Genomic DNA, 12765 nt, shown 5'->3' with positions numbered 1-12765 from the left:
CGTGGCGATGCCGCCGTCAGCGATCCCGCTGGCGGCGGATGTCGCCTGAACGGGTCAGGCCCAGCTCGACGGCGCTTTTGCCGAATTTCGAGCGCAGGGCGTCCACCGCGCGTTCCGCGCGGGCGCGCCGTCCCGCGCCGTCGTCGACGAGATCGTCCGGGTCGGCGTGGACAGGGTCGGAAAATTCGCTGACGCCGATGCCGATCAGCCGGAAACGGCGTCCGTTCGCCTCGACCTGCAGAAGATCGTCGCCGGCGCGAAAGATCCGGTCGGCAAGCTGGGTCGGCGCCGGCAGGCTGCGGGCCCGGGTCAGGGTCTTGAACTCGGCGGTCTTGAGCTTCAGCGTGACGGTGCGTCCGGCCATGTCGGCGGCTTTCAGGCGCTCCGACACCTGCTCGCTGAGCCGCCGCAGGATCGCGCGCAACTGGCCGTGATCGCCGATATCGGTGTTGAAGGTCGTTTCGTTGGATATGCTCTTGGTGTCGCGCTCCGGCGACACCCGCCGCTCGTCGCGACCATGCGCGAGGGTGGCGAGCCGCAGGCCCATCGCGCCGTACCGGCGGGCCAGATCCGTCGCTTCCATTCCCTGCAATTGTCCGATGGTCTTCACGCCGTCGCGGGCGAGTTTGTCCTGAAAGACCTTGCCGACACCCCAGATCAGGCCGACCGGCTTGTCGGCAAGGAATGTCCCGGCTTCCCGCGCGCCGATCACCGAAAAGCCGCGCGGCTTGTCGAGATCGGAGGCGATCTTGGCGAGAAACTTGTTTGCTGCCAGCCCGACGGAAACGGTGATGCCGACGTCGCGTTCCACCTCGCGGGCGAAACGGACCAGGGTTTCGGCCGGGGTTGCATGGTGAAGACGCTCGGTGCCGGTGAGATCGAGGAAGGCCTCGTCAATGGACAGGGGCTCGACCAGCGGCGTGAGCGCGAGCATGCGCGCCCGGATCTCGCGCCCGACACTTGCGTATTTCTCCATGTCGGGGCGGATGACGACGGCGTCGGGGCAGGCTTCGAGCGCCTTGAACATCGGCATGGCTGACCGGACGCCGTGGATACGCGCGATATAGCAGCAGGTGGAGACGACACCGCGCCGCCCGCCGCCGACGATCACCGGCTTGTCGAGCAGCTCCGGATTGTCGCGTTTTTCCACCGAGGCATAGAAGGCGTCGCAATCGACATGGGCGATGGAGAGCGTGTCGAGTTCGTCATGGGCGAGAAGCCGGGGGCTGCCGCAGGCGGTGCAGCGGCGCGCAGCCTGTTTTTGACGTGTGCCGCAATCGCGGCAGATCGCACCGCCGTGCGGTGGCGTGTTGTCCGCAGGAGGCCTGTCCGGATCTGAGGGTGAGGGCGACATTCCAGGAGCTCCGACGCGCAGCGCGAGGGCGTTTCCCGATCTAGTCGGAAAGGCACGTCGAAATATAGGCTTCCACGGCGCTCCAGTCATGGGTTTTCAGATGAACGCCCGCAATCGTGTCGGAGGTGGCGAAAAACCGCCTGTCGGCGACAAAATGGATCAGGACGCAGTCGGCCAGGGCCGTCTGCACCGAGCGGATGTTCTGTGGACTGTCGTCGATGAATGCCACCGGCCCCCGGCGTCCGGCGGCAAGCGCCGCCACGGCGCCGCCCTTTGCCCCGGTGTTGGTGATCACCGGATAGCGCATCCCGTGGCCGGCGAGCGTTCTGACGCGCTTTTCCCTGTTCCAGGCGCCGGGAAGATTGGTCAAAAACACGATGTCGGCGGAACGCGACAGCGTTTCCAGCGCCTGCGCCGCGCCGTCCACCGGTTGTTGCCGATGCGTCCAGGTGTCGAAAAAGTCCTGCAGCAGGTCCTTGACCGCGTTTGCCGGCACCGGCGCGCCGTCGCGACCGGCGATGTTGCCCGTCAATTTGTAGGCGTGGCTCAGGAAGCGCAGGCCCTGTGCCTCGAGGTGCTCTTCAAGATGGGCGATGAAATGCAGGACGACCTCATCGACATCGCAAATCACCAGGGGACGCTCGCTGGCAGCCAGGGCCTTGATCTGGCTGAGCGTTTCAGCAAGAACGGGAGCAGGCTCAACCATGGGCGGATGTGGATCCGTCGAGCGCGTGCCGGGCGATTGCGACGCTGGTCGGCCGGTGGCCGCGGGCTTCGCAAAACGCCAACAGGAGCGCTTCATGGGCCATGTAGAACTCCAGCACGCCGATCAGGAAGCCGTCTTCCTCCGCCGCGTCGCGAAGTTCGGCCGGGCCGATGCCGGCAAGCGCGAGAAAGCGGCCGAGATGCTCCATGTCGCCGGCCAGATACGAAAGCGCATCGGCGGCCAGCGCTTCGGCTTCCTCGGCGCTGAGGCGGGACCGCTGTCCAAGGTTCATTTGCGTTTGCCTTTCCGAAACGAATTCCCTCTACGATATATGGTACCTATCGTGGGAAAGGGGCCAACGCCAGTCACGCTTGCGCGCAGGCTGCTCGAGAGAGCGGACCCGCTAAAGGCAAGGTGGGCAAGGCACGGGGACGAAGGCGACTGATATGGCAAAGACCGTGCTGATTGTTGAGGACAACGAACTCAACATGAAGCTGTTTCATGATTTGTTGGAAGCTCATGGCTATGAGACCCTCCAGACCCGCACGGGAATGGAGGCGCTGGAGCTTGCGCGCGCGCACCGTCCCGATCTGATTCTGATGGACATCCAGCTTCCGGAAGTTTCCGGGCTGGAGGTCACGAAATGGATCAAGGAAGACGACGATCTGAAGACGATTCCCGTTATCGCGGTCACGGCCTTCGCAATGAAGGGCGACGAGGAACGGATTCGCCAGGGCGGGTGCGAGGCCTATATCTCAAAGCCGATTTCGGTTGCGAAATTTCTGGAAACCGTTCGCTCCTATCTGGGCGATTGACGCCACGCGAGGGGGCATGACGGGTCGCATTCTGGTCGTAGACGACGTAAAGGCGAATGTCCGGCTTCTCGAAGCCCGGCTCGGGGCCGAGTATTTCGACGTTCGCTCCGCGGCAAGCGGTGAGGAGGCGCTGTCGACCATCGCCTCCTGGCCGTGCGATATCGTCCTGCTCGACGTGATGATGCCGGGAATGGACGGGTTCGAGGTTTGTCGGCGAATCAAGTCGGACCCCAGAATCGCCCATATCCCGGTGGTGATGATCACGGCGCTCGATCGCGCGGATGACCGCATCAAGGGCTTGCGGGTCGGTGCCGACGAGTTTCTGACAAAGCCTGTCAACGATCTGGCGCTTGTCGCGCGGGTGAAGAACCTCGTGTCCCTCAAGCGGGTCACCGACGAGCTCCGGCTTCGCGCGCAGACCGGCTCGCAGTTCGGCCTGGTTGCCGAGAACGAGGCTGCACCCGATGCGGAAGGGCGTGTCCTGCTTGTCGACGACAGTGCGTCGTCGTCGCGGCATCTTTTTGAAATCCTGCGGCAAAGCTGCCGTGTGGAGCTGGAGACCGATGGCGCCCACGCCTTGATCACGGCGGCGGAACGCGGTTACGAGACCATCGTGATCAATCTCGGTCTGGAGCGGTATGATGCGTTGCGGCTGGTGTCGCAGATCCGGGCGCTGGAGCGCACGCGGCTCGTACCGATCATCCTGATTGCCGGGGCAGACGACACGGCGCGCATGATGCGGGCGCTGGACCTCGGCGTGAACGACTGCATCCTTCGTCCGGTGGAACGCACGGAGCTTGTCCTGCGCCTGCGCACCCAGATTGCCCGAAAGCGCGCCAACGACCGGCTTGCGAGCGATGTCGAGCAGACCATCGCCATGGCAATCACCGATCCGCTGACCGGATTGCGGAATCGTCATTATCTCAAATCCCATCTGTCGCGCCTGGTTCGTCAGGCCGCAGAGACCGAACTGCCGCTGTCGGTGCTGATGATCGACATCGACCGTTTCAAGGCAATCAACGATACCCATGGGCATGACGCGGGCGACGTGGTGCTGCGGGACGTGGCGCAGCGCCTGCGCGGCCACGTGCGCGGTCTCGACATGGCATGCCGGCTGGGGGGCGAGGAATTCGTCATCCTGATGCCGGAGACAACGCTGTCCGCCGCCGAAAAGGTCGCGGAGCGTCTGCGCGACGTTGTCGCTCGTGACGCTTTCGCTTTGCCCGAGGGGGATGCGGAGCATCTGCCGGTGACGGTCAGCATCGGCGTCGCGGCCCATGAGAGGGCTGGCGACAGCGGCGAAAAGCTGATCAAGCGCGCCGACCGGGCACTCTACCAGGCCAAGCGGGACGGACGGAACCGCGTGGTCTGTTGCACGGAGACGTTCGACGACCCGGACAGCGAAGAGACGACGCCTTGTACGTCATCGCCTCCCGGCAGGCGGATGCAAGCCGGTTGACAGACGACGTCTGGTCTACGGACGAGCCGAAAAGCGGCGCGCATAGGTTGCCGTAACGTCCTCGAAAACCGCATCCCGTTCGCGTTGCGCCTGGCGCAGGTCCCTGCGGCTTGAATCAAGCGAAAAGCGCGCACTGGAGCGTCGATCGCGCAGACGTTCGCGCTCCCGTCGGCACGCCCGCCGGGCCGCCCGGTCCTCCTGCACGCAATCGAGCTCGGCGATGCGCTCGCCAAGGTCGTCGATTTCGCGCTGCGCGCGTTCGAGGCTGCTTTCGCTCAGATTGACATCATCCTCGGCGCCTTTCAGCCGACCGCCGAGCCGGCGCGCGTCGTCGAAGTCGACCGCAAGGTCCGCCGGGCACGAAAAAGAGGGCCTGTTGCCCGTGCGTCCGTCCTCGAACCCGCGCCGCGGCGTACAATAGGCCCGCACGCCCGTGCTCCAGCCCTGCATGTAGGCATCCGTGTCGACCGTCACCGAATGGCGACCGCAATCCTCGACGACCTTCTGCAGGCGCGATTCCGGAAATCCCTGCAAGGCATGGGCCTTGCCAATCGCCGGCCAGTCGCCAGCCTCGCATTGTTCGCGGGAGACGGTCGCGCAACTTGCCAGGAGGACGGCGGCTCCGCCCGCTGCTGCAAAGGCCCAGATTTTCATGATATCGATCCGCTCGTTCCAAATAGGAATTTGGCAAAAAACAACCAGAATGCTACCTAAAGATGTGCCGGCTTCAGGTAAACCGTTTCTGCCGGTGGATGCAAGCGCGTGGTCCCGGGGAGGCTGACACACAATCTGGCGTTTTGTCACGCTGCGGCTTGCCGGTTTTCCCGAGGGCAAAACCTGCGTTTACCGCGTTCATTTACATAAATTGTAAATAAAATGCTAACGGCGCCGGGTTTGTATTGATTCGCAACGGCGTTTGGATAGGCTGCCGCTTGTGAACGGATGCCGGTTGTCAATTCGCATCATTTCATGATCGTCTCTGCGCACTGAATGCGCCGGGACGATAGAAGCGTCCCACGGAAGGTTCAGGTCCGCCGCATCTCCTGACACCGTGGGGTTGACCGGTGCCCCTGCAGGCAGGAGTGGCCTCCTTGAAATGCCTGCGGGAGCACCGGTCGCCTTCTTCGCGCGCCGGTCGCACCCGGCTGTTTTCCAGCCCTGCTCATTCCACCCGATCCCGTCCGGACCCGACGTGTCCGTTGCCCGGAGGGCTTTCCAACGTGCCGTTGGTCCTGAAAACGAAAAAAGGCCCCCGAAGGGACCTTCTCGTCGTCATGCCCGGCAGGGTGCCTGCCGATGTGCGCGTCGCCGTTACTTGATCTTGGCTTCGCGGAATTCGACGTGCTTCTTGGCAACCGGATCGTACTTCCGCTTGACCATCTTTTCGGTCATCGTGCGGGAATTCTTCTTGGTCACATAGAAAAAGCCTGTGTCGGCGGTCGACTGCAGCTTGATCTTGATGGTGTTCGCCTTGGCCATCGGTCTTGTCCTTGCACTGGTGTCCGGCACCGCGTCGCGAACTCCGAGAGATCGAAGAGGACGTTCCACCGGGAAATCTTGGGAAACTTTGCGCGCACCATACGTTTCGCGCGCCATAAGTCAAGCGGGATCGCGGGCGGCCTCAGCCCGGTCAGACTTCCTCCCGAATAAAGCCGTTTCCACGCCAGTAATAGAAGGGCAAAGGCGTGACCGGGTCCAGGTCGGGGTCGTCGCGAAGCCGGTTTTCCAGCTCTTCGATGATGGTCAGCGTGATTGTTGGCAGCTCGAGATCCTTGGCCTGCGTCAAGGTCAGCCAATGCACGTCCTCAAGCTCTCCGGAAGGCCCGGTGCCTTCGGGCAGGCGGTCGGCGACGGCATCGGCAAAGACCGCGAGGAAGCGCGTGTCGAATCGTCTCGGCCTGCGCGGCGGCGTGATCGCGCGCGCGATCAGCCGCACGGGCGTGAGGTCCGGCACAAGGCCGCGGTCCGAAAAGGCGGCCATGTCGCCGGTGCCGGTCCAGGGGCGATCGGTCTTCGCGCCGACGAGGAGACCCGCCTCTTCATAGGTTTCACGGGCGGCAGCAACGGTGAAGGCGCGTGCGCGGGCTTCCGTCTTCGGCCCCTTCATCGCATGCATCAGCTTGCGCTCGACGTCCGGGTGATAGGCTCCGGCGACCGGGATGCGGCTGTCCTGCGGGTCGACGCGTCCGCCGGGAAAGACGAACATGCCCGGCATGAACCGGTGCCGCTGATGACGGCGCCCCATGAGGACACGGGGACTTCCGCCCTGACTGCGGTCCAGTACCAGGAGGGTTGCGGCGTCCTTGGGGCGCAGGTTTGGGTCGTTCGTGTTGCGCTCGGCCTCCGAAAGGCGCCGGACCAGGTCCTCGCTCATCGTGCCTCGTGTCCGCCGCCGAAGTCGTACATCGGCTGATCGTCCCCGATCGCGTTCGGGTCGAAACCATGCATGTAGTTGGCCCATTGCAGGCCGATCAGCGCGCCCTTGATCGGCGGCAGCGCGAGCAGGGAGGAGATCACGATCAGCGGCAACCAAAGCACGAAATGCACCCACATGGCGGGAACGAAGGCGATCTCGACGGCAAGGGCAATCGGCAGGATGATGTGGCCGACGATGAAGATCGTGAAATAGGGCGGGGCGTCGTCGGCGCGGTGGTGGTGCAGTTCCTCGCCGCAGGATTTGCAGGCCGGCTCGACCTTCAGATACTTGCCGAACAGGCGGCCTTCACCGCAGTTGGGACACAGGCACTTGGCACCGAGCAGCATTGCCCGGCTGACATCGCGCTTCGGTTTGGACGCCGGAACCGGCGATACATCGGTCAGTCCGGCATAGGTGACTGTCATGTCCGTGGTCCCTTCGAATTTCGGCTGCGACCGGGCGCGCTCTTTCCGCTGCGGGGCCTGCCTTTTGACTGCCGCGCGGTCTTGCTTCGCCGCGAGGCGGTGCGATCACGCGAACTCTTGCGCTTGTGGTAGTGTCCTTCGCTCAAAAGTTCAAACCTGAGGGACCCGGCATAGGGGGCCGCTTCGACCAGTCTCACCTCTACCCGGTCTCCCAAAGAGAAGGTTTCCCCGGTGGTTCGCCCCGACATCGAATGCGACGATTCGTCATAGTGGTAGTAGTCGTCGCCAATTGTGGAAGCCGGCACGAAGCCGTCCGCGCCGGTGTCGTCGAGGCGCACGAAGAGGCCGGACTTCACCACGCCGGAAATGCGACCGGTGAAACGCGCGCCGACCTGGTCCGAGAGCCACAGCGCGATCAGACGGTCCACCGTGTCGCGTTCCGCCAGCATCGCCCGGCGCTCGGCGGCGGAGATATCCGCGCCGACGGCTTCCAGTTTCGTCTCCATGCCGTCCGGCAGTCCGTCGTCGCCAAGCTTCAGCGCCCTGATCAGGCCCCGATGCACGATCAGGTCGGCATAGCGGCGAATGGGCGAGGTGAAATGCGCGTAGCGTTTCAGGTTCAAACCGAAATGGCCGATGTTGTCGGGAGAATACTCCGCCTGCGCCTGACTGCGCAGGATGACCTGATTGACCAGTTCGGCGTCCGGCTGGCCCTTCACCTTGCGCAGGATGCCGTTGAAGGCGGCCGGACGAAGCCCGCCGGATGCCGCAAGGCGAATGTCGAGCGTCGACAGGAATTCCTTCAGCGCTTCCAGCTTTTCCGGGCTGGAAGCGTCGTGGATCCGGAAGAGCAGGGGAATGCCGGCCTTTTCCAGCGTCTCGGCGGCGGCGACATTCGCCTGGATCATGAACTCCTCGATCAGCTTGTGCGCCTCGAGGCGTTCGGGAACGAAGACGTCCTTGACGGTGCCGTCCTCCTTCAGCCGGATCTTGCGTTCCGGCAGGTCGAGGTCCAGCGGCTCTCGGTCGTGGCGTGCGGTCTTCAGGCTCTCATAGGCAGCCCAGAGCGGCTTGAGGATATCGTTCAGCACCGCTTCGCTGGTGTGATCCGGCTCGCCGTCGATGGCCCCTTGTGCCTGCTGGTAGGAGAGTTTCACGGCCGAGCGCATCATCACCCGGTGGAAGCTGTGGCTCTTCTTCTTGCCCCGGGCGTCGATGGTCATGCGCACGGCCATCGCGGCCCGGTCTTCGCCTTCCTTCAGCGAACACAGACCGTTGGAGAGCGTCTCCGGCAGCATCGGAATGACGCGGTCGGGAAAATAGACCGAATTTCCGCGCAGATGCGCCTCGCGGTCGAGTGGCTCGCCGGGCCGGACATAGAAGGCCACATCGGCGATCGCGACGGTGACGATGTGACCGCCTCGATTGTCCGGGTCGGGATCGGCTTCCGCATGCACCGCGTCGTCGTGATCCTTGGCGTCGGCGGGGTCGATGGTGATCAGAGGCAGCTTGCGCCAGTCCTCGCGGCCCTTAAGCGTTGCCGGTGCGGCCTGTTCGGCCGCCTCGACCACCCGGTCGGGGAAGCGATGCGGAATGCCGTGCGTGTGAAGCGCGATTTCGGAGATCGCCATTTCCGAATGCATCGCACCGATGCGCTTTAACACCTTGGCGCGTGTGTCGCCGTAGCGGCCCGGACCTTTGGTCGTGGTGACGGAGATGAGGTCGCCGTCCTCCGCGCCCTTCAGGTCGCCGGTGTCGATCTCCAGTTCGCGTTGCTTGCGTTCGATCGGCTCCAGGAAGGTCCGGCCACGTCCGGTTCTCAGGATGCCGAGAATCGAGGCTGCCTGGCGTTCCAGCAGCTTGATGATCCGCCCGGCGTGCGCTGCCTCCGGTCCTGTCTCGTCAGAGCTCAGGCGCACGAGCAGCCGGTCGCCGAGTCCGGCAGTGCGCGGCTGGCTTTTCCGGCGCTCCGGCACGACGAGGATTTTGGGCGGTGCGCCCTGTTCGTCCACGTCCCAGCTGGCCGGTTCTGCGATCAGTTCTCCATCCTTGTCGCGCGCGACAACGCTCACGACCAGTACGGGCGGCAGTTCGCCAGCCTTGATGAGTTTCTTCTGCCGCTTCTCGAGCAGGCCGTCGTCGGCCATTTCCCGCAGAAGACGCTTCAGATAGATCCGCGCCCCGCCGGTGATCCCGAAATGGCGTGCGATTTCGCGCTTGCCCGCCTTGCCGGGATTGTCGGCGACGAAAGCCAGGATTTCGTCGCGTCCCGGCATCTGGGGCGTCCCGGCCGACTTTGTCGCCGTCTTCTTCGGTTTCGTCTTTTTCGGGCGGTTTGCGGTCAAGCGTCATCCTCTGCCACGGCCTTCTTGGCGGTGGCGGTCTTCTTTGCGGTTGTCTTCTTTGCGGCCGGTTTCTTGGCCGCAGCCGCCTTTGCGGTCGTCTTTTTCGCGGCGGGCTTCTTTGCAGCCGGTTTTTTCGCGGCCGCCTTTTTGGCCGCCGGTTTGCCCTTGCCCGTCTTTTCGATCTTCGCCGCGATCAGCGCCAGCGCCTCGTCGAGCGTGACGGCCTGCGGATCGTTTCCCTTGGGAAGCGTCGCATTGACCTTGGCCCATTTCACGTAAGGTCCGTAGCGCCCGTCCTGGACCGTGATCGGACCGCCGTCGGGGTGCTCGCCCAGTTCCTTCAAGGGGGGCGTGTTGCCCCGGCCGCGTCCAGCCTTGGCGCGCTTTTGCGCCAGCGCATCGACGGCGCGGTTGATGCCGACGCTGAACACCTCTTCCGGGCTTTCCAGATTGGCGTAGGTGCCGTCATGCAGGACGAAGGGACCGTAGCGACCGATGCCGGCGACGATGTCCTTGCCGTCCTCAGGGTGCGGGCCGACCTCGCGCGGAAGCGACAGCAGCTGAAGCGCCTTGTCGAGATCCATTTCGGAGGCTTGCCAGCCGCGCGGCAGGGAGGAGCGCTTGGGTTTGGCTTCCTCGCCGAGCTGGACGTAGGGGCCGAAACGCCCGGTGCGCAGGCTGACGTCCAGTCCGCTTTCCGGGTCCTGGCCGAGCACCTTGGGGCCGTCGGCGATCTCCCCGTCGCCATCCTTGCCGGACGCCGACAATTGGCGGGTGTATCCGCAATGGGGCGGGTTCTCGTTGGGCGTCTTGCCCTCCAGCTTTTCCTTGTCGTAGTTCGAGCAGCCGACAAAGGCGCCGAAGCGGCTGACCTTCAGCGAGAGCCGTCCCTCGCCGCAGGCCGGGCATTTGCGCGGGTCCTCGCCGTCGCCCTTGTCGGGGAACACATGGGCCGCGAGCATTTCGTTGAGGGAATCGAGCACCTCGGAGACGCGAAGGTCCTTGATGTCGTGGACCGAGGCGGAGAAATCACGCCAGAAATCGCGCAAGACATCCTTCCATGACAATTCGCCGGCGGAGATGCGGTCGAGCTTTTCTTCCAGCGCGGCGGTGAAGTCGTACTCGACGTATCGGTTGAAGAAGCTTTCGAGGAAAGCGATGACAAGCCGGCCCTTGTCCTGCGGAATCAGCCGCTTTCCGTCGATTTCCACATAGTCGCGGTCGCGCAGGGTTTGCAGCGTGGAGGCATAGGTGGAGGGGCGTCCGATCCCGAGCTCTTCCATCTTCTTCACCAGCGTCGCCTCGGTGAAACGTGCCGGCGGTTCCGTGAAGTGCTGGGCGGTCTCGATCGAGGTCCGCGACAGGGGTTCGCCCTGCGTCATCGCGGGCAGGCGGCGCCCTTCCTCGTCTTCCTCGTCGTCCTTGCCTTCCTGATAAAGGGCGAAGAAGCCGTCGAAGCGCACGACGGAGCCGGTGGCGCGCAAGGTCGCACTCTTGCCGCCGGCCTTGGCGTCGATGTCGACGGTGGTGCGTTCCAGGACGGCCGATTCCATCTGCGAGGCGATGGTGCGCTTCCAGATGAGCTCGTAAAGGCGGGCGGCGTCGGGATCGAGATAGCGGGCGACGTCGCGCGGGCGCCGGGTCAGGTCGGTCGGCCGGATCGCCTCGTGCGCTTCCTGGGCGTTCTTGGCCTTGGACGAGTAATGGCGCGGCTTTTCCGGCACATAATCGTTGCCGTAGTCGGCGCCGATCACCTCGCGGGCGGAGGCGATGGCCTCGCCGGCAATCTGGACGCCGTCGGTTCTCATATAGGTGATGAGACCGACGGTCTCGCCGCCGATGTCGGCGCCTTCATAAAGCTTCTGCGCGACCTGCATGGTGCGCGCCGCGGCAAAGCCATGCTTGCGCGAGGCTTCCTGCTGAAGCGTCGAGGTGGTGAAGGGGGCGGCCGGGTGGCGGCGCTGGGGTTTGGATTCAACGCTTGCCACCGAAAGGGCGGCGGCATTCAGGTGGGCGGCGATAGCGTCCGCCTCCGCCTTCGAGCCAATGCCGAGGCGCGCCAGTTTCTTGTCGTTGAAGGCCGCGATGCGGGCCTGGAACGCGGCGCCTTGCGAAGTGGTGAGATTGGCGAGAACGGACCAGTATTCCTGGCTGACGAAGCGCTCGATCTCGCTTTCCCGGTCGCAGACGAGACGCAGCGCCACGGATTGCACGCGGCCAGCCGAGCGGGCGCCTGGCAGCTTGCGCCAGAGCACCGGGGACAGCGTGAAACCGACGAGGTAATCGAGCGCACGTCGGGCAAGATAGGCATCGACCAGCGGTTCGTCGATATCGCGCGGGTTGTCCATCGCCTCGAGAATGGACTTCTTGGTGATGGCGTTGAACACCACGCGCTGCACCGGCATGTCCTTCAGGAGCCGCTTTTTGCGAAGAACCTCCAGAACGTGCCACGAAATTGCCTCGCCCTCGCGGTCGGGGTCAGTGGCGAGGATCAGCCTGTCCGCGCCCTTCACCGCTTTTGCGATGTCGCTGAGGCGCTTTTGCGACTTCGCATCGACATCCCAGCTCATCTCGAAGTCTTCGTCGGGGCGGACCGATCCGTCCTTTGCCGGCAGGTCGCGCACGTGCCCGTATGAGGCCAGGACGTGATAGTCCGACCCCAGATACTTGTTGATGGTCTTGGCCTTGGCCGGCGATTCAACAATGACGATATTCATGAGACCCCAAGCAGGAAGAGAAGCGCCTTGCGGCACGGGCGGCGCGATAACGCACGGCTCCGGCGCGCACGAATGGCGCCGGACGATCCCCCAATTAGATAGCAGCTGTCAAATGACCATTCGTGTCGTCCGGGTCAAGGGATGGATTCCGAACGCCGAAAAAAGGCTGCAACGGTGCCTTCCGTCGACCGGAACCTTGCGCCGGGTTGTAATTGACGTGTAGTATGTATTTAGAAAACTACTGGTTGTATCGCTTTTGCCAGCCGCGTCAGGCGGCCAACCATCGGGTCAGATTATGTCGTCAGAATCCCTATCAGATCGAGCTGAAGCTGCCCGGTACTCGGCCCAGATTTGCCGTGAGTTGCGGGACCTGGCAACGAATAACGATCTGACTTTCCTAGCTTATTTGCTCGAGATGGCACGTGTCGAGGCATTCGACAAACATGCAGAGTTTCAAGAAAAAGAAAATCTCTGAACCGTCGTGAAGAGGGTACCTCTTAAGGTTGTGTTTCAAGAATCGCTAAATTC

General features: G+C 63.7%; 11 protein-coding genes. 2 read left to right on the top strand and 9 right to left on the bottom strand.

The window, feature by feature from the left end; all coding sequences use genetic code 11:
• Nucleotides 1–16: 16 nt before the first annotated feature.
• The 3 genes from G572_RS22550 to G572_RS0104815 are packed head-to-tail and all read right to left on the bottom strand — an operon-like array spanning nucleotide 17 to nucleotide 2352.
• Complete coding sequence (locus tag G572_RS22550; RefSeq protein ID WP_051241612.1) at nucleotides 17–1354, bottom strand: DNA polymerase IV; 1338 nt, start codon at nucleotides 1352–1354, stop codon at nucleotides 17–19.
• A gap of 40 nt (nucleotides 1355–1394) precedes the next feature.
• The gene (locus G572_RS22545; protein WP_029057506.1) at nucleotides 1395–2060 is read right to left on the bottom strand and encodes a hypothetical protein; all 666 of its coding nucleotides are present in this window, start codon (nucleotides 2058–2060) and stop codon (nucleotides 1395–1397) included.
• Nucleotides 2053–2352, bottom strand: a complete 300-nt coding sequence (locus G572_RS0104815) for a DUF3572 domain-containing protein (protein ID WP_029057505.1) — start codon at nucleotides 2350–2352, stop codon at nucleotides 2053–2055. The genes G572_RS22545 and G572_RS0104815 overlap by 8 nt, the downstream gene beginning before the upstream one ends.
• Nucleotides 2353–2506: 154 nt before the next feature.
• Between G572_RS0104815 and G572_RS0104810 the strand changes: the two genes are divergently transcribed.
• Together G572_RS0104810 and G572_RS22540 are read left to right on the top strand one after the other, a co-directional pair.
• Nucleotides 2507–2875 carry a response regulator gene (locus tag G572_RS0104810; protein ID WP_029057504.1) on the top strand — a complete coding sequence of 123 codons (369 nt, stop codon included), beginning with the start codon at nucleotides 2507–2509 and terminating at the stop codon, nucleotides 2873–2875.
• A 16-nt stretch (nucleotides 2876–2891) separates the two neighbouring features.
• Entirely contained in the window at nucleotides 2892–4334 is a 1443-nt protein-coding gene (locus tag G572_RS22540) for a PleD family two-component system response regulator (protein ID WP_084649874.1), read from the top strand.
• 15 nt (nucleotides 4335–4349) lie between these two features.
• On the opposite strand, the gene G572_RS22535 is transcribed toward G572_RS22540, so the two are convergent.
• The 6 genes from G572_RS22535 to topA form a co-directional block, all read right to left on the bottom strand.
• Complete coding sequence (locus G572_RS22535; RefSeq protein ID WP_051241610.1) at nucleotides 4350–4988, bottom strand: DUF2799 domain-containing protein; 639 nt, start codon at nucleotides 4986–4988, stop codon at nucleotides 4350–4352.
• Nucleotides 4989–5645: 657 nt separating this feature from the next.
• Nucleotides 5646–5813 (bottom strand): 50S ribosomal protein L33, encoded by a 168-nt coding sequence (gene rpmG / locus G572_RS0104795; protein WP_029057503.1) that lies wholly within the window; start codon nucleotides 5811–5813, stop codon nucleotides 5646–5648.
• Nucleotides 5814–5964: 151 nt separating this feature from the next.
• Complete coding sequence (locus tag G572_RS0104790; RefSeq protein ID WP_029057502.1) at nucleotides 5965–6708, bottom strand: NUDIX hydrolase; 744 nt, start codon at nucleotides 6706–6708, stop codon at nucleotides 5965–5967.
• A complete protein-coding gene (locus tag G572_RS0104785; protein WP_029057501.1) occupies nucleotides 6705–7175 on the bottom strand; it encodes a DUF983 domain-containing protein in 471 nt (156 codons plus the stop codon). Before G572_RS0104785 ends, G572_RS0104790 begins: the two co-directional genes overlap by 4 nt.
• Entirely contained in the window at nucleotides 7172–9451 is a 2280-nt protein-coding gene (rnr, locus tag G572_RS22530) for a ribonuclease R (protein WP_051241673.1), read from the bottom strand. Before rnr ends, G572_RS0104785 begins: the two co-directional genes overlap by 4 nt.
• A gap of 65 nt (nucleotides 9452–9516) precedes the next feature.
• On the bottom strand, nucleotides 9517–12237 hold the full coding sequence (gene topA, locus G572_RS0104775) for a type I DNA topoisomerase (protein ID WP_029057500.1): 2721 nt from the start codon (nucleotides 12235–12237) through the stop codon (nucleotides 9517–9519).
• Between the last annotated feature and the right edge of the window lie 528 nt (nucleotides 12238–12765).

This window comes from Stappia stellulata DSM 5886, assembly GCF_000423705.1.
GTDB lineage: Bacteria > Pseudomonadota > Alphaproteobacteria > Rhizobiales > Stappiaceae > Stappia > Stappia stellulata.
Note: the sequence above shows the minus strand (reverse complement) of the source record. Positions and strands in the feature narration are given on the sequence as shown.

Bases quoted from the DNA above. Each gene is read 5' to 3' on its own strand.
- rpmG (WP_029057503.1), bottom strand. From the start codon at position 5,813: ATGGCCAAGGCGAACACCATCAAGATCAAGCTGCAGTCGACCGCCGAC.
- rnr (WP_051241673.1), bottom strand. From the start codon at position 9,451: ATGCCGGGACGCGACGAAATCCTGGCTTTCGTCGCCGACAATCCCGGC.
- G572_RS0104810 (WP_029057504.1), top strand. From the start codon at position 2,507: ATGGCAAAGACCGTGCTGATTGTTGAGGACAACGAACTCAACATGAAG.
- topA (WP_029057500.1), bottom strand. From the start codon at position 12,237: ATGAATATCGTCATTGTTGAATCGCCGGCCAAGGCCAAGACCATCAAC.
- G572_RS22550 (WP_051241612.1), bottom strand. From the start codon at position 1,354: ATGTCGCCCTCACCCTCAGATCCGGACAGGCCTCCTGCGGACAACACG.
- G572_RS0104815 (WP_029057505.1), bottom strand. From the start codon at position 2,352: ATGAACCTTGGACAGCGGTCCCGCCTCAGCGCCGAGGAAGCCGAAGCG.
- G572_RS22545 (WP_029057506.1), bottom strand. From the start codon at position 2,060: ATGGTTGAGCCTGCTCCCGTTCTTGCTGAAACGCTCAGCCAGATCAAG.
- G572_RS22535 (WP_051241610.1), bottom strand. From the start codon at position 4,988: ATGAAAATCTGGGCCTTTGCAGCAGCGGGCGGAGCCGCCGTCCTCCTG.
- G572_RS0104785 (WP_029057501.1), bottom strand. From the start codon at position 7,175: ATGACAGTCACCTATGCCGGACTGACCGATGTATCGCCGGTTCCGGCG.
- G572_RS0104790 (WP_029057502.1), bottom strand. From the start codon at position 6,708: ATGAGCGAGGACCTGGTCCGGCGCCTTTCGGAGGCCGAGCGCAACACG.
- G572_RS22540 (WP_084649874.1), top strand. From the start codon at position 2,892: ATGACGGGTCGCATTCTGGTCGTAGACGACGTAAAGGCGAATGTCCGG.